Genomic DNA, 15541 nt, shown 5'->3' on the forward strand with positions numbered 1-15541 from the left:
ACATGCACATGCTTAGAGTTCTGCTCGCTGCGTTTTCCCTGGTGCTTTTGGCGGCGACGGCTTCCACCGCGATGTGGCCGGTCTACCACGAGACCGCCTTCGACGGCAGGGTGCTCGATTTCGACACCAAGCAGCCGCTGGAGGGGGCGGTGGTCGTCGCCATCTACAACAAGAGATCGATGGGTGCCGGGAAGGGTCAATCCTCCACGGTGATCAACATCAAGGAGGCGCTCACCGACAAGGAAGGGAAGTTCCACATCCCGTCGTACACGACCATCCTGGCGCAGCCGTTCACCCGGCAGGACCGCACCAGTTTCCTGATCTACAAGCCCGGCTACGCGAGCGTGCTGCTTCCCCTCAAGAACCATTTCACCGGGAAAACGACCGCCGAGCGCGAACTCTCACCGTGGTACGATCCGGTCCTAAGCGGCAAGTACAAGATCAGGCTGCGCGGGGCAGGCATCGTTGAGATCCCAAGGCTCGTCACCAAGGACGAGAAGCTGAGGAACCTGCCGACGCTTCCGGACCAGTTGGAGAACCTGGGCAAGCAGAAGAACCTGACCACCCTCATCAACGAGGAGAAGAAGGAACTGGGCGAGCCTGCGCTCGATCCGTACAAGGTACGGCAGAACCTTTTGAACCCGCCCCAGGGGCAGAAGTAGATGAAGTGCCCGGCATCCCACGCGCTCCTGCTGGCCCTGTCGTTGTTCGCCACGGAAGCGGGCGCCGAGTTCTATTCCTACCAGGACAGAAGCGGCACCATGCACTTCGTCGACGACGCCGCGAAGATCCCCAGGGAGTACCGCAAGAAAGTACAGGTGCGCAAGGAGGAGTACGACGACCTCCCCGCCGAGGAACGCGCCCGGATGCGGCAAAGGGACCGGGAAGAGCGGGAGGAGGCCCTGACGCGGGAACAGGAGCAGTCGGAGCAGTCCCGCCGGCAGCGCCAGGCCGAGGAACGGCGGGCTGCCCAGGAGGCGCGCGCCAAGGCGCTCACGACTCAGGTGGTGATCACGGGGCGGCAGGTCTTCGTGCCGGTAAGGCTCAGTAACGGCTCCATAGAGACCGACGCGCTGCTGCTTCTGGACACCGGGGCTACCTCCTCTGTCATCTCGCCGGCGGTCGCGGAAAGGCTGCAACTGCAGGAATCCAGCAACGTGAGGATCGGCGTGGTCGGCGGCCGGGTGATGAACGCGCGCAGGGTCATCCTGAGCCAGATGGCGGTGGGGCCGGTGAAGAGGCTCAACCAGGAGGCGGTCGTGGTGCGCCAGGGGCGCGGGGAATTCGGCGACGGACTCTTGGGCATGAGTTTTCTGGCCGGCCTCAAATACACCATCGATTTCAAGACGCAGACCATAAACTGGATTCCATAAAGCAGGCACAACAAACCATGAAGAGACACGTATTTCCCGCTGCAGCGCTCGTCGCGCTCCTGGCCGCCCCGTCCTGGGCCGCCCCCAGCGTCGATCTGAAGCAGACCTCCGACTTCATCGCCGCGACCATGATGAACAGCACCTCGTCGGCGCGCAAGGAAAGCTACCAGTCGGTCAGCTTCCAGGGGTGCCGCCTCGACTACACCGTCTCCGGCACCTACCCTTCCGGCGGGCTCTACACCATTCGCTTTCGCGACCTCGATTTCGCCTCTCTCGACGCCGCCGGATCCAAGACCGGCCAGGACTACACCGACTACGTCGTCCTCAGGTTCCAAAAGCCCTTCAGCTACCAGTCGCTGACCGACACGCTCGCCGTCAGCACGACGGTCATAAACGTCGCGGACCGCGAGGCGGCGCAGAGCCTCCTCGAGGCGTCCCTGCGCCTTGCCGGCCAATGCCGCTGAAGCGCCACCATTCCAGTCCCGAACCCATGATCCGACTTCCCTTTTTGCGGCACCTGTTCGCCATCTTCATCGCCCTGATCGTATTCGCCGGGCCCGCCTCGCAGGCCCACGCGGCCGACAGTGAGAAACTGCGCGCCCTGGCGCGGGAGTTCAACGCCCTGAACACGCTCATCCGGGACAACCAGGTGGAAAGAAGCGAGGCGAAGGAGCGCTTCAAGGAACTGATCCAGGCGTTGTCGCGGGAGTACCGCGCGGCGGGGGGCGTGGAGTACCCGGAGCCCACCTGGTGCTTCCCGCTCAAGGGGTACGGCTACCGCGCCATCGGCGGGGTCCGCGGCAACGGCTACCAGCAGGGGGGCTACGACTACTTCGCCGGCAACAGGCACACGGGACACCCCTCCCACGACATATTCATCCACGATAAGAGACAGAAGGGGATCGACGACCGCACCGGCACCCCCGTGCAGGTACTCTCCATGACAGGGGGAGTAGTGGTCGCCGGGGAGAAGGAGTGGCAGCCCGGCAGCCGGCTGCGCGGCGGGAAATACCTGTGGATCCTCGATCCCGCCACCGGATCGCTGGTCTACTATGCGCACAACCGGGCGCTGCGAGTTGAGGTGGGGGACCTGGTGCGTCCCGGCGACGTCATCGCCGAGGTGGGAAGAACCGGGCTCAACGCCTACAGGAAGAGATCGCCGACACACCTGCACCTGACCGTGCTCTCGGTCGCAGGCGGCCTTCCCGTCCCCAGGAATCCCTACCGCGCACTGTCAACGAGCAGGTTGACTGACTGATACTTTCTCTGGCGCTTCTTTCACAGTATCAGGTAAAATACTACCCGGTGCAGCGCACAATGGAGGTGTCAGATGATCTCAGCACTCTCGGCGTACAAGGCGATGATACTGGAGTCACGTGGCGGCAATGACCCGCTCAGAGAGAAGAGTCCCGTTGCAGCCGGTTCCGTGCCTTACGGCGTGGAGGAACATCCGGCGGCCGACGCCGACCTGGTGAATATATCCGCGTCACAGGACGTGTTCAGCGCGGTGGACAACTTCTTCAACCTCGGCACGTCCGACCGCTTCGGCGCCTTCCACAAGCTCTCCCCAAAGGACAAGGAACAGTTCGTACAGATCGTCGCCGACCTGGCCAAGGCGGGGTACATGGGATACGAGGAGCTCGTGGTCAACAAAAAGGTCGAGCGGCACGACCTGGAGAACAAGATCGGCGACCAGCGCATCCGCGGCGCCAGGGTCTACGACAACGCCAAGGATACCCACCGCTGATGACGAAAACCGCCACGAAAAAGAAAACGTTGAAGGTTTACCTCGCCTCCCCCCTGGGCTTCAGCCTGGAGAACAACCCGTATCGCGAACGGATCAAGGAGCGCCTCGACCGCCTCGGCTGCAGCGTCTTCGATCCGTGGGAACAGGAGGAGGTGGCGCAGCGCATCGAGGAGGCAATGTCCATCGAGGATGGTGCCGGGCGGATGCGGGCGATTCAGGAGGCGGCCCGGTTCACCGGCGCGGTCAACGCACGTGGACTGAAGGGAAGCGACCTGGTGCTGGCGGTCCTGGACGGGACCGAACCGGACAGCGGCACCGTGGCCGAGCTTGGCTACGGCGCCGGGATCGGGAAAAGGTGCTACGGCCTGCGCACCGACTTCAGGGACTGCGGCGATTTCCCCGGTGTGCCGTTGAACCTGCAGGTCCTCTACTTCATCGAGGAAAGCGGCGGCCGGCTGTTCAGAAAGATAGAGGAGATCGAGCTGTAACGGTCCCCTCCTGAAGGTCTGCTCCCCTCAGTCTGCCCCCCTCTCTAGTCTGCCCCCCTCTCTAGTCTGCTCGCCTCTACCGTCTGCTCCCCTCTCCCTCCGGGAGAGGGTGCCCGAAGGGCGGGTGAGGGCTCTGCCGCACGTCCCCCATCCGCGAATAGGTGTGAGGGTCCTGCCGGCTGCTGTCATGTTCCCCTTGGCAACGCCCTCACCCTGGCCCGGGGGGAATGTGGACCCGGTATCGCGGAAGATCGTGCCTCGTCAGGTTTAATATTGACAGCGCCCATCGTTGCGGCTAGCTTGGCCGGACCATGAGCCACAACGACCTCGACAACAACCTCGCGGAGCAGTACCGTACCCCCGGCCATCGCCAGAGCGTCCAGGTACTCACCTGCTGCGTCATCGGCTTCATCTGCTTCCTCGGAGCCTACATGCGCATCCCGGTTCTGCCGCTTCTGGCCAGCAGCATCGGCGCCGGCACGGCCCAGATCGGACTCATCAACGCGGCCTTCATGCTTTCCGCCGGCATCCTCGCCGTGCCGTCCGGGCTCCTCTCGGACCGCATCGGCATCAGGCCCGTCCTCATCACCGGCCTCGCCCTCATGAGCTGCGCCTCCCTTATCATCCCCTTCTGCGACACCCCGCTGCTGCTTGGCGGCATCTATCTCTTCTTCGGGATGGGGCTGTCCGCCTTCACCCCCACCATGATGTCCTCGGTGGCCCGCGTGGTGCCGCGCTCGCACGTAGGACGCGCCTACAGCTGGTACACCACCGCCGTCTACCTCGCCATGACCTTCGGTCCCGCCACCGGCGGCTGGTTCGGCAAGGCGCTCGGGATCCGGGAGGTATTCTTCGTCTCCGGCGGCCTGATCGTGGCGGCCCTTATAGCCGTTCTGCTGTTCCTGCCGGCCCCCGAGCAGCACCATCACGACGAACACGTCGACGAGCCCGCGTCCGGCATCCTCTCCAACCGCCGGCTCCTGGCGGCGCTGGTCGGCACGCTGGGGGGGTGCTTCGGGTTCGGGATGTTCATCTCCTTTCTCCCCCTGCACGCCCGCGCCCTGGGGCTCAACGTGGGGCAGATCGGCATCATCTTCGCGGCACAGGCCCTGGTGAACGTGCTTTTGCGCATACCGTTCGGTCACCTGAGCGACCGCGTGGACCGGGGACTCATGTCCGGCATCGGGCTCGTGCTCTGCGCGCACGCCGTGGGCGCGGTGGGCCTCGCCCACGGCATGGTCACCCTTCTCATCTGCGCCTGCGTCCTCGGGGCCGGCATGGGGATCGGTTTCACCGCCCTGAGCGCACTCGTCGTGGTCGTCATGCCTCCCAGGCAGCGCGGCCTCGGGCTTGGACTGTACAACAGCTGCATCTACCTGGGCATGATGCTCAGCTCCGCCACCATGGGCATGATCATCAAGGCCGCGGACTTCGCCACCGGCTTTTTCAGCGCCGGTGCCGTCACTTTTATTCTCGCAGTGCTTTTCTCTTATCTATACCGTGATACTATGTTGAGTCTGAAAACGCAGGACCAACAGGCGCCGAACACGACCGGAAAGGACAGAGGATGAAGCAGTACCTCGAAGCGACGACATACATAGATTGGCAACACCCTGCGGTGCTTGAACAGGCTCAAAGCTTGTCGGCAGGAGCGACCAACCAGACAGAGATCGCCAGACGCTGTTTCGAGTTCGTTCGGGACCAGATCAAGCACAGCTGGGATTACAAGCTGAACCCGGTTACCTGCCGCGCCTCAGAAGTCCTCGAACACGGTACCGGCTACTGCTACGCCAAGAGCCACCTGCTGGCCGCCCTCTTGCGCGCCAACCGGATTCCCGCCGGCCTGTGCTACCAGCGACTTTCGGTGGAAAGCGGCGGTCCTCCTTTCTGTCTGCACGGCCTGAACGCCGTATGGCTGCCGGACCATGGCTGGTACCGGGTCGACCCACGCGGCAACAAGCCCGGCATCAACGCGCAGTTCGCTCCCCCCAACGAGCGTCTCGCCTTTTCCATCAGCGGGAGGCTGGAAGCCGACCTCACCGAGATCTGGCCCGAGCCTCTGCCGATGGTGGTCCGGGTCCTCACCGCGCACAAAACAGTCGCCGAAGTCTACCAGAACCTCCCCGACATTGAACTGATCGGGGCCTGCCTGGGAGAAACCGTCACCTTCTGAAAAGGATTCCGAAGCAGCCACTACTTTGAGATTCCCAACGTGGGATGTCAAAGAGGCCGCCGCTACCATCCAGACATCGATCAGGTCACTTGCCAGTCGCCATGGAGTTCATCATTTTCTGAAAAAGGAGAACGCAATGAAGAAAGCCGCCGTACTGACAGCACTCATCCTGTCTTTCACCCTGCTGTTGGCCCAGGCCGCCTGCGCCGAACTCACCAAGCTCGCCGGCAACGTCTACTCCTACGTCGGCTCCAAAGACGCCTCCCCGGGGCACAGCTTCGCCGCCAACGCCGGTATCGTGATTGGCAAGGATGGCGTTCTGGTTATCGACACCCTGATATCCGCCAAGGAAGGGGAGCGGTTCCTTGCCGACATCCGGAAGGTCACCGGGAAGCCGATCAGGTACGTGGTGAACACCCACACCCACCTGGACCACGCACTGGGGAACTGCGTCTTCGCCAAACTCGGTGCGACCGTCATCTCGCACGAAGCCGACCGTAACTACCTCGCCGCAAACGGCGCGGGACTTCTGCAGAGGGCCGCAAGCTATGGCCTTACATCCGAGGACATGGCGGGGACCGAGATAGCCGTCCCGACCCTCGCCTTCACTAACGAAATGCTGCTCGATCTTGGCGGCGAGGAAGTCCGCCTGATCCGTACCGCCCCCTCCCACACCGCGGGAAGCCTGGTGGTCTTGCTTCCCGCCGAAAAAATCCTCTTCGCCGGCGACATCCTCTTCACCGATTTCCATCCCTTCCTGGCCGACGGCGACTTCAGCGGCTGGATCCGGAGCATCGATGCCCTGCTGGCAATGGACGTGGAAAAAGTCGTTCCGGGCCACGGCCCCCTTTCCGGTAAGAAGGATCTGCGGGACATGAAGGAATACATCCAGCTGTTCGACAAGAAAGCGACCGAACTGGCAGCGAAGTCAAATGACGCCGACGCCATCAGCACCGAGCTTTTGAAGACGCTTCCCAAGCGCAACATGGCGGAGTGGATGGTGACATACAACGTCAAGAGCCGGTACCTCGCCAGGAAGTAGCGGTGGGGTGGGAGATTTGAAACGCGAAGGGGCGGCCATTCACTGGCCGCCCCTTCTTTGTGGGCGCTTCCGGGTTCACCCTCCCTTTGGCACTGAGTTCAAGGTGACCAGTCACCACTTCACCTTTGACAGTGGTGAAGGATCTCTATATATTGCGATGGCTTTGCATGAGCAAATTAAAATTATATTAGAAGTTGAGCACCCTGGCATTGGGGGCTCAGCACGTTTGAAATAAGGGGGCATAAAGGTGAATTTCAGATTGTCTGCATTAGGTCTCACTCTCCTGACAATGGTCAGCGCCTGCGGGGATAGTAACACCTCAAAAATCGTGGAAAAGCATCAGTTTGCATACGCTGCAAATATCAACGACAAGACTATTTCAGTCTACACCATCAACCAAACAACAGGTGCATTGACAGCCGGAACGGCTGTGACCGCGGGAACAGGACCTCGCTCCGTAACTGTTAGCCCGTCTGGCAAGTTCGCCTATGCAGCGAATTACTATTCCAACACCATTTCAGTTTTTGCCATCAATCAGGCCACTGGGGAGCTGGCGGCCGGGACCGCTGTAAGTGCTGGCTCAGGGCCTTTTTCTGTTACTGTAGATCCCTCAGAACGTTTTGCTTACGCTACCAATTTTGGATCAAGCAACATATCCGTGTACACTGTCAATCAAACAACTGGAGCGTTAACAACTGGCACTACAATCGCTGCCGGTTCGAACCCGTGGTCCAATCCCTCCTCGATAGTGATCCATCCAACCGGGAAATTTGCATACGTGGCAATTCCAGGCGACGATGCCATATGGGTCTTCAATATCAACCAAGTCACGGGGCAACTGACAGCGCACTCCATTGTCGCCGCCGGTTCCGGGCCAATTTCTGTTACAGTTGATCCAACAGGGAAATTCGCGTATGCCGCCAATGACGTGTCTAACACTATCTCGGTCTATACCATTGACCAAACCACAGGGGCACTGACATCTGGATCTTCAGTACCCGCCGGTTCCAATACGTGGTCTGTAGCTGTAGATCCGTTAGGAAAATTCGCCTATGCAGCAAATGTAGCGGACTGCACCATTTCGGTCTATTCGGTTGACCAGACTACAGGCGCATTGACACCAAGCGGGGCCGTTCCTGCTGAAACTGGACCCATTTCGATCACATTCGATCACTCGGGGAAATTTGTTTACGTGGCGAACCAGGGTTCCAATAGTATCTCCGTCTATACCATCAATCGAAGCACAGGCTCATTGACACCGAGGGGCACCGTGGTTACCGGGGCCAACCCTTCTTCAATAACGACAGCTGCCCCATTATAGTTCAAACACGCTCCTTACCGGCTGCGTGGGAATACTCGAGTAGCAAACCAATAGATGATTTAGTCCACCCTCCCTTTGTCCCAGATCCGGCCCAAGGGGAGTCATGAAGACCAGGAAGTCAGGGATGGAAAAGTAGCCTGTCCCCTTTTCCGTGGAGTACGGGACAGAAGAAAAGGGGACAGGCTACTTTTTCTGTTTCTGGTTCCCCCTGTATGGAGTGACCATGGGAGCCCGAGCCTTTGCAGACTTGGCAGATAAAGTAGCCTGTCCCCTTTTCTTTCTTTCCTTCGTGAAAAAGTAGCCTGAATTTCTGCGAGGACCTTCGCTATGAAAAAACTGTCACTGCTGTTAGCCGCGCTCCTTACCGGCTGCGTGGGAATACCTCAGGGGGTCAAACCGATAGACGACTTTGATGTTCAGCGGTACCTGGGGAAGTGGTACGAGATTGCACGACTGGATCATTCGTTTGAACGGGGACTGACTCGTGTCACGGCGGAGTACGCTTTACGGGATGATGGCGGCATCAAGGTGGTCAATCGCGGTTATTCCGCCAAGGAAGACAGGTGGAAGGAAGCGGTCGGCAAAGCATATTTCATGGCAGAACCGACCAAGGGGTACCTGAAGGTTTCCTTCTTCGGACCTTTTTACGGCTCCTACGTGATCATGGATCTGGATGAAGAGAACTATCAGTATTCCCTTGTCTGTGGGCCGGACAAGTCGTATCTGTGGATTCTTTCAAGGACGCCGATGATGCGACCCGAGCTGAAGAACCAACTGGTTTTAAAAGCGGCAGCTTTGGGTTTCGACACTAACGGCTTGATAAATGTTACCCAGGACTAAATAGGCTGGTGACATGGCGGTAGGCTGAAGCCGGGGATGGCGAAGACGGTATCTGCACGAGGTGCCCATTATTTGGGCCGCGATCACCTGAACTCCAGCTTGTAGTACACATCGACGCCGGACTCGGAACCGCTCTGGGTCTCGATCTGCATCCGCTTGAAGACGTCGTAGCGCAGCCGGAACAGGTTCTGCCCGGTGATCAGGGACCGGCCGTAGTTGAGGTAGAGCTTCGGGGTCAGGTATTTGCCGACCGAGAAGACGGATTCGCCGGCGGCCGGCGCCTTGGCGGAGATGGCGCCGGTCGGGGTGGTGGCTATCTCCTTGTACCCCATCCGCCCGGTGCTCGAGGTGTCGACCCGCTCCAGTCCCAGCGTACTAAGGCCGAGCCGGTCCTTGATCTGCTCCTGCAGCGACTCCGATTTCCCGAAGGAGAAGAGTCCGGCCGCCGCGGTGGCCAGCGCGCCCCCCTGTTCGCCGCTGGTCCCCATGGCGTGCCCGAGCACCATGTACGCGAGGATGTCCACCTCGGGCATGGCGGGCTCGGAGTAAAGCTTCACCACCGGGGCGTTCAGGAACCCGCCCACGGTCACCCCCGCCTTGACGTCCCCAACCGTGCGCAGGGCGAGGACGTCGAGGGTGGGACGCGTCACCGGGGCGTTCACGTAGTAGATCCGCCCCCGCACGATCTCGAGATCCATGCCGTAGGCGCGGTAGCGCCCCTTGACCACCTTGATCTCGCCGGAACTCTCGATCTTGTCGATCCCGTTCAGCACGAGGTCCATGCTGCCACCCAACTGCGCATCGATGCCGGACGCCTCCACGCGCACCTTGTCCCCGAGCACCACCTTCACCTTCCCCTCCAGAAGCAGCGGCTTTCCTGTGTCCCTACCCTTGGGAGGAGCCCCCTCGAAGACCACGTCCTCGCTGGTGGCGACCACGTGCTGCGTCGGGGGGCCGGTGATCAGCATCTCGGGAACGCCGATCTCGCCGTTGACGGTTGCCTTGCCGGCGTCCCCTTCGATGGTGAGCTGAGGCGAGGTGTACATGGTGAGTTCGGGCAGGTACACGGTCTGGAAACGCTGGCCGCTCAGGGTGCCCCGGTAATCGAGCACCCGCCATCCCTTGAGCCTCATCAGGAGGTTGCCGACCAGTTCGCCGCCACCGGAGAGGGCCCTCAGCCGCTCGATGCGCATCTCGTCGCGTTCCAGGCGCGCCAGGAGCTGCACCCCGGTGAGGGTGATCCCGGCGCTGGGGAGATAGGCCCCGGCATCGGCTAGTTCCAGGGTTCCGTTCGCGGTCGGGTCACCCCAGGTTCCTCCCGCCTTGACGTCGACGGTGAGCGTGCCGCGGGTCTCCTGCACGAGCCCCGGGAAGAATGCGGTGAGAAAGCCGTGTTCCTGCAGCTTTCCGGAGAGGGCGCCGCGCACCCCCCCCTCCTGGTTCGGCACCACCGGCAGCCGGGCCGGAACCGGCAGGAGGAAATCCCCCTTCGCCTCACCGTAGTCGGCGAGGAAAAGGTCCAGGTTGCCGGTCAGGCTCTCGCCGCGCCAGTCGAAGTTGAGCAGTGCCGAGCGGATCGCGGCGCTCGCCTCGCCGGTGCTTCCCTGCCAGCGGGCGCTCCCCTGGGAAAACCCGGCCTGGCCCGCAATCTCCAGCCGCTTGCCGGGGAGGAGCCGCCCCTTGGCGCTGCCGTGGAGTTCCCCCTGGAGATCCATGGCCCCGGGAAGCCAGGGACGCAGCAGGGCGGGCTTGATGTCGCTCCACTCGATGCTGAAATCTCCGGTCTCGGGAAGGGTGGTGCCGGCGGGGGAGTCCGAGGAGAGTGCCGCACGGAGGCTGCCGCCGGTGTCGAGCCAGAGATCGGCTGAAGCGCGGGTCCCCTTGTCGTCGGCGTCGGCGCGCAGGGTGAACTGGCTCCCGATCACCTTCTCCCCTTTGGAGCGGTATGCCCCGGTGGCGTCGGCACTGCCATGAAGGACCAGCTTGGCGCCGGCTTTCCCGGCTTCGCGCCGCTCGAAGCTGACTTCGGCATGGTCGATGGATGCGTCGAACTCGTCCCCCTTGCCCCGCCAGATGACCCGGCCGCCGCCGAGTGCGGTGGTACCGCTCAGGTCCATGCGGCGCCCGGGGAGGAGCCGCCCCTTGACCTCGCCGGCAAGCCTCCCCTCCAGGGTCAGCTCGGGCGAAAGGTAGGGGCGCAGGAGCGCGAGATCGAGATCGGTCCAGTTGAGGGTGAGGTCGCCGCGCCGGGGAAGCGCGAGGGCGGCGGGCTCGTCGGAATGGAAGGCGAGACGGGCGTTGCCGGAGCCGTTTTCGAGGGCGAGGTCGGCGCCGGCGTCGATGCCTCCCTCCCCTCCCCGCACCGTGGCTACCAGGCGGGAGAGCCCCACCCGCTTGCCGCCGGTGACGACCGCCCCGCTCGCCTCGGCATAGGCGTTCAGGGTAGCGCGCCCGCCGCGGGCAAGGCGCAGGTCGAAACTCCCTGAAGACGCGCCGGAGAGTTCCCCCTTGGGGAGCCATACGTCGGCCCGGGCGAGGTTGAGGCCGCTCCAGCTGCCGCTGAAGGCGCCGGAGCGGTCGCGGTTCATGTTGCCGGCAAGCTCCACGCGCTCGCCCGGGGCCCCGCCGATTACCAGCGGCGTGGTGCTGAAGCGCCCCTGCCCCACGGTAAGCCGAGCCGGAGCGGCAAGCGAGAAGGGCCCCACGCCGTCGTTGCCTGAGAAGCGGGAAAGCTCGCCGCGCCACGTACCGTCGGCGTACCCCCCCGAGGCGAGGAACTCGACGTTCGCCACGCCCGAGGCGAGCTGCGCCTCCACGGTGTGCCGCATGGAGGTGCCGCGCAGCGCGAAAGAGGCTGCATCCACCGCGACCGGTCCGCTTCGCACCTCACGTGCCGTCCCGCGCAGGGATACGGGGTGATCCTTCCCTTCACCGAGGCTCGCCCGCAGCTCCACAGCACCGGCGCGGACGCCGTCGACCGCCAATTCCCGCCCCGTGGCGGCGGCCGTGCCCGAGAGCATCCCCTCGCGCCAGCGGAGCCACCCTTCGGCCGTGGCTGATCCGGCGCTCCCCGGCAGCACCCCGGAGAGGTCGGTCACGTCTGCGGCGAAGTCAAAGCGCCGCCCGGGCTCGCCGCTGCCCCGGAACCGGAACCCTTTGCCCGCCAGCAGCAGGCGCTTCACGGCAAGCTGGGGACCGCTGAAGCTCCCCTCCAACTCGCCGGTCAGATCGTGCCCCTTCAGCCTGCTTTGCAGCAGCCGCGCCTGTACGCTCCCCCCGACGGCCCCGTGGTCACGCTGTCCCACCGAGCCTGTGAGGTCCAGGTTCACCACCCCTTTCCATTCCGCGGCGAGGGCTTCGGGATCCAGCCCCCGGCCGGACAGTTTCCCGCTGACCCGCCAGCCGCGGCTCCAGTCGACGTCGAGCGCGCCGCGCACGCTCCCCTTGAGCCATTTGCCTGAGAGCGGGTCCAGGCGCATCCCGTTCTTGTCGCCGCGGTAGCGCGCCGCAAGTCCCATGCTTTCCCAGCCGGGGCCCCGGTTGGTGAGGTTGAAGGTGCCCAGGTAGCGGGCGGGGCTGCCAGAGAAGGTGAGCTCGCCGTTGATCAGAACGGGATGGTTGAACTCCCGCTCCAAGTCGAGATCGCCGGCCTTTAGGGCCAGTGCGAAGAGCGGTTCCTCCTTGGTGAGGGTCATGCTGCCGTTGCCGGTCAAGGTTCCCCTGCGGCCGGGGCGCAGCAGCCGGAAATTCCTGAAGTTGAAGCCGGTCCGGGTGACGCCCAGGTCGCTGGCGATTTCCAGGCGTCTGGCGGCGCCACGGCTGCCGGTCAGCGCGACGGGGCCGGCGAGTTGCTCGGGTTCCCGTCCCGGCTCGAGGTGCGCGTTGACCGCAAAGGCGTCCATGTCGGACACGGGGCGCGACGGTGCGAGGCGCAGATCGAGCCGTAGCGAAGGGCGCAACAGCCCGGCCGTCACTTCGCCTGAAGCGCTCCCCTGCGCGGCCGACACGCTCCCTCCGGACATGGTGGTGACCCCGTCGCGCATGGCTAACCCGGCGGTCAGCTCGCTCAACAGGAAGGGCTCACCCTGGAAGTGGCGGTAGCTCATCCCCTTCAGGCTGAAGCGTTCCACCCGTGCCTCCAGGCGCCCCACCGTTTGGCTCACCTGAGGCCAGCGCAACTCCGGGGCCTTGGCGGCCAGCGGCGTGTCGTCCTGGATGCGCAGCGCGGTGAGGGAGAGATCGTGCACCAGGAGCTTGCCGTGCAAAAGACGTACGGGTTCCCAGGAGAGGTCCAGACGCTCCAGTTGCACCACCACCTTGCTCCGGTCGAGCCTCACCCCGGTCAGCCGCAGGCGGTCCCAGAGCCGCCCCTCGACCTGGCGCACCGAGACCGTGGCGCCGGAAAGCCCTCCCACCGTGGTGACGGCGAAACGGGCGCCCGAGCTGGTATCGAGAAGCCAGAAGAGCCCGGCGGCGGGGGCGATGACCAGCCCCAGCACGGGAAGCCCTATGTAGAGCGCGAGCCGCCTCAAAATTCAAACCCCACGGTGAAATGGATGCGAACCGGGGAGGCGCCTGCCGCGAACGGATGGGCCAGGTACAGGTTCAGCCCGCCGACCGCGGTGTAGTAGTGGACCCCCACCCCCGCCCCCTGCATCAAGTCGATGTTGGCGAAGTCGTTGAACGCGTTGCCGATGTCGTCGAATACGGAGACCCCCCAGTTCTTGAACAGGGCGCGCTCCAGTTCGACGCTCCCGACCAGCAGGTGTTTCCCCCCCACCACCCTCCCGGCCGCGTCCCTGGGACCGAGACTTTGATAGGTGTAGCCCCGCACGCTCTGGTCCCCCCCGGCGAAGAAGCGGATCGAGGGGGGGAGTTCGGCGAGCGGATCGGTGAGCACGCTGTACCCCGTGTTGACGCGGGCGTGGAAGGTGAAGCGCCCGGGGACCGGGACCAGCACGCTCGCGTTGCCGATCGCCTGGACCAGCGCGGTGTCCGAGCCGAAGTACTGGTGCGCGCCGCGCAGGTCAACCGAGAAACGGTAGCCGCTGGTCGGGCGGATCATGTCGTTGAAGCGGTCCTTGGAGAAGCGGAAGCCGGGGAGCACCAGCCGGGATTTGGAGCTCACGTTCGCCACCTTGTAGTTTTCCTGCTGGATCTTCAGGTAGGGGGTGGCGAGCTCGCCGCGCCCCAGTCCGAAGTTGCGGTCGAATTCCATGGCGGCCAGGCGGGTTTGATAGGAGGAGACGGTCTCACGCTGCAGGTTCAGCTGGATCGAGGTGGAACTTCTGAGGTCGCTTTCGCTGGGCACGGTGTAGCGCCCGGCGAACCCCTGCAGACGCTCGGCCACATAGAGGCTCAGGTCGAGGTCGTTACCCTCGTGGGCGAGGTTGAGGTCGCGGTAGTGCACCGAGAGCCTCCCCCCGGTGTCGGTGCCGTAGCCGACGCCGGGTCGCAGGGTGCGCCGGGGCGCGCTGGTGAGGCGAACCAGGACCGGTACCTTGTGCTCCTTCGCCTCCTCGCGCTGCGGCGTCACCACCACCTGCCGGAAGCGCTCCGAGTTGGCGAAGTTCAGCTGAGTCTCCCCGAGCTTCGCATAGGAGAACGGATCCCCCTCCTTGAAGGCGATGAACCGCTTCAAAAAGGTATCGGGATAGTCGCCTGCCCCTTCGATGTGGGTGCCGTCGAAGAAGTAGCGGGCACCGGTATTGAGGGTGAGGAGGATGCGGGCCGTGGCGAGGTCTGGTGAGATGCGGATCTCGTGGCGGGGGAAGTCGGCGTCGAGGTAGCCAAGGTTCTGGGCCTGCGCCTGGAGGGCGCTCTTGCCCCGCTCGTAGTCGGTCTGCAGCAGCACCCGGCCGGCTGCCAGCGGGAAGGATGCGGCCTGGCGGCGCATCTCCTTCTGCTCCGCCCCTTCCCCCTCGAGTTTGAGGTCCACCTCGACCACGCGTACCGGTTCGCCGGGGTCGACCACCACCTCCACCCGGCTCTTCTCCCCCTCTTCCCGCACCGCGGCAACAACCTTGGCCCGGTAGAAGCCGTAAGGCTGCAGGGCCGTGCGGGCCTTTTCCGGCGCCTGCCTGGCGAACCGGTCCAGCCAGAGCCGGTCGACCTTGCCGTCGCGCACCAGTCCGTGCGGCAACTCCAGCGCCCGGCGGACGTTGTCCAGCGCGTCCCCCTCGACGCCGGAAACGTCGACCAGCACCGGCTCCTTGGCGCAAAGCGGCGCGGCGTGGCAGAGGAGCCAGGCGGCACAGACTGCGAGGCGGAGGTATGTGACGAGGGTTCTCGGCATGGGCACCACGAGCGGCGCGGCTTCCGGCTGCGCCATGCCCTGCCGGCAACAGGATGGCGAGATGGGAGCGGCCTAACTTTCAGAAAAAGGAATTCCTGAAGTTTACCATGCAACGTCGGGATGTTATCTTTTTCAGGACAATATCGGCAACTAATTCGCGGCACGGGGTCAAAACAATGACAACAGCGGCCCGCGCTGTGTCTGCCTCCGCACTACCGCGGCTGGATAATGTCCATCACCGTTGAAGTTACGTCCTCACGCG

Annotated in this window: 13 protein-coding genes; 11 read left to right on the forward strand and 2 right to left on the reverse strand. The window is 63.6% G+C overall.

Annotated elements, in window-relative coordinates:
- Positions 1 to 2: 2 nt before the first annotated feature.
- From KP001_RS10720 to KP001_RS10770, 11 genes are all read left to right on the forward strand, one after another.
- The gene (locus tag KP001_RS10720; protein WP_217289491.1) at positions 3 to 662 is read left to right on the forward strand and encodes a hypothetical protein; all 660 of its coding nucleotides are present in this window, start codon (positions 3 to 5) and stop codon (positions 660 to 662) included.
- Entirely contained in the window at positions 663 to 1373 is a 711-nt protein-coding gene (locus tag KP001_RS10725; RefSeq protein WP_217289492.1) for a retropepsin-like aspartic protease family protein, read from the forward strand.
- A 17-nt stretch (positions 1374 to 1390) separates the two neighbouring features.
- Positions 1391 to 1837 (forward strand): hypothetical protein, encoded by a 447-nt coding sequence (locus KP001_RS10730; RefSeq protein ID WP_217289493.1) that lies wholly within the window; start codon positions 1391 to 1393, stop codon positions 1835 to 1837.
- 26 nt (positions 1838 to 1863) lie between these two features.
- Positions 1864 to 2631: a M23 family metallopeptidase gene (locus KP001_RS10735; RefSeq protein ID WP_217289494.1), complete on the forward strand. Its 768-nt coding sequence runs from the start codon at positions 1864 to 1866 to the stop codon at positions 2629 to 2631.
- 72 nt (positions 2632 to 2703) lie between these two features.
- Entirely contained in the window at positions 2704 to 3120 is a 417-nt protein-coding gene (locus KP001_RS10740; protein WP_217289495.1) for a hypothetical protein, read from the forward strand.
- Entirely contained in the window at positions 3120 to 3608 is a 489-nt protein-coding gene (locus KP001_RS10745; RefSeq protein WP_217289496.1) for a nucleoside 2-deoxyribosyltransferase, read from the forward strand. The genes KP001_RS10740 and KP001_RS10745 overlap by 1 nt, the downstream gene beginning before the upstream one ends.
- A gap of 311 nt (positions 3609 to 3919) precedes the next feature.
- The gene (locus KP001_RS10750; protein ID WP_217289497.1) at positions 3920 to 5179 is read left to right on the forward strand and encodes an MFS transporter; all 1260 of its coding nucleotides are present in this window, start codon (positions 3920 to 3922) and stop codon (positions 5177 to 5179) included.
- Entirely contained in the window at positions 5176 to 5781 is a 606-nt protein-coding gene (locus tag KP001_RS10755) for a transglutaminase-like domain-containing protein (protein ID WP_217289498.1), read from the forward strand. Before KP001_RS10750 ends, KP001_RS10755 begins: the two co-directional genes overlap by 4 nt.
- Before the next feature lie 136 nt (positions 5782 to 5917).
- Positions 5918 to 6823: an MBL fold metallo-hydrolase gene (locus KP001_RS10760; protein ID WP_217289499.1), complete on the forward strand. Its 906-nt coding sequence runs from the start codon at positions 5918 to 5920 to the stop codon at positions 6821 to 6823.
- A gap of 247 nt (positions 6824 to 7070) precedes the next feature.
- Positions 7071 to 8144, forward strand: a complete 1074-nt coding sequence (locus KP001_RS10765) for a lactonase family protein (RefSeq protein ID WP_217289500.1) — start codon at positions 7071 to 7073, stop codon at positions 8142 to 8144.
- Positions 8145 to 8471: 327 nt separating this feature from the next.
- The gene (locus KP001_RS10770; protein WP_217289501.1) at positions 8472 to 8984 is read left to right on the forward strand and encodes a lipocalin family protein; all 513 of its coding nucleotides are present in this window, start codon (positions 8472 to 8474) and stop codon (positions 8982 to 8984) included.
- 83 nt (positions 8985 to 9067) lie between these two features.
- Here the strand turns inward: KP001_RS10770 and KP001_RS10775 are convergent, their stop codons facing one another.
- Both KP001_RS10775 and KP001_RS10780 read right to left on the reverse strand, forming a co-directional pair.
- Complete coding sequence (locus KP001_RS10775) at positions 9068 to 13516, reverse strand: translocation/assembly module TamB domain-containing protein (protein ID WP_217289502.1); 4449 nt, start codon at positions 13514 to 13516, stop codon at positions 9068 to 9070.
- A complete protein-coding gene (locus KP001_RS10780) occupies positions 13513 to 15315 on the reverse strand; it encodes an autotransporter assembly complex protein TamA (protein ID WP_217289503.1) in 1803 nt (600 codons plus the stop codon). Before KP001_RS10780 ends, KP001_RS10775 begins: the two co-directional genes overlap by 4 nt.
- Positions 15316 to 15541 lie beyond the last annotated feature (226 nt).

The sequence above is a fragment of the Geomonas subterranea genome, assembly GCF_019063845.1.
Taxonomy (GTDB): Bacteria; Desulfobacterota; Desulfuromonadia; order Geobacterales; family Geobacteraceae; genus Geomonas; species Geomonas subterranea.

Bases quoted from the DNA above. Each gene is read 5' to 3' on its own strand.
- KP001_RS10770 (WP_217289501.1), top strand. From the start codon at position 8,472: ATGAAAAAACTGTCACTGCTGTTAGCCGCGCTCCTTACCGGCTGCGTG.
- KP001_RS10730 (WP_217289493.1), top strand. From the start codon at position 1,391: ATGAAGAGACACGTATTTCCCGCTGCAGCGCTCGTCGCGCTCCTGGCC.
- KP001_RS10735 (WP_217289494.1), top strand. From the start codon at position 1,864: ATGATCCGACTTCCCTTTTTGCGGCACCTGTTCGCCATCTTCATCGCC.
- KP001_RS10740 (WP_217289495.1), top strand. From the start codon at position 2,704: ATGATCTCAGCACTCTCGGCGTACAAGGCGATGATACTGGAGTCACGT.
- KP001_RS10750 (WP_217289497.1), top strand. From the start codon at position 3,920: ATGAGCCACAACGACCTCGACAACAACCTCGCGGAGCAGTACCGTACC.
- KP001_RS10720 (WP_217289491.1), top strand. From the start codon at position 3: ATGCACATGCTTAGAGTTCTGCTCGCTGCGTTTTCCCTGGTGCTTTTG.
- KP001_RS10755 (WP_217289498.1), top strand. From the start codon at position 5,176: ATGAAGCAGTACCTCGAAGCGACGACATACATAGATTGGCAACACCCT.
- KP001_RS10760 (WP_217289499.1), top strand. From the start codon at position 5,918: ATGAAGAAAGCCGCCGTACTGACAGCACTCATCCTGTCTTTCACCCTG.
- KP001_RS10725 (WP_217289492.1), top strand. From the start codon at position 663: ATGAAGTGCCCGGCATCCCACGCGCTCCTGCTGGCCCTGTCGTTGTTC.
- KP001_RS10745 (WP_217289496.1), top strand. From the start codon at position 3,120: ATGACGAAAACCGCCACGAAAAAGAAAACGTTGAAGGTTTACCTCGCC.
- KP001_RS10780 (WP_217289503.1), bottom strand. From the start codon at position 15,315: ATGGCGCAGCCGGAAGCCGCGCCGCTCGTGGTGCCCATGCCGAGAACC.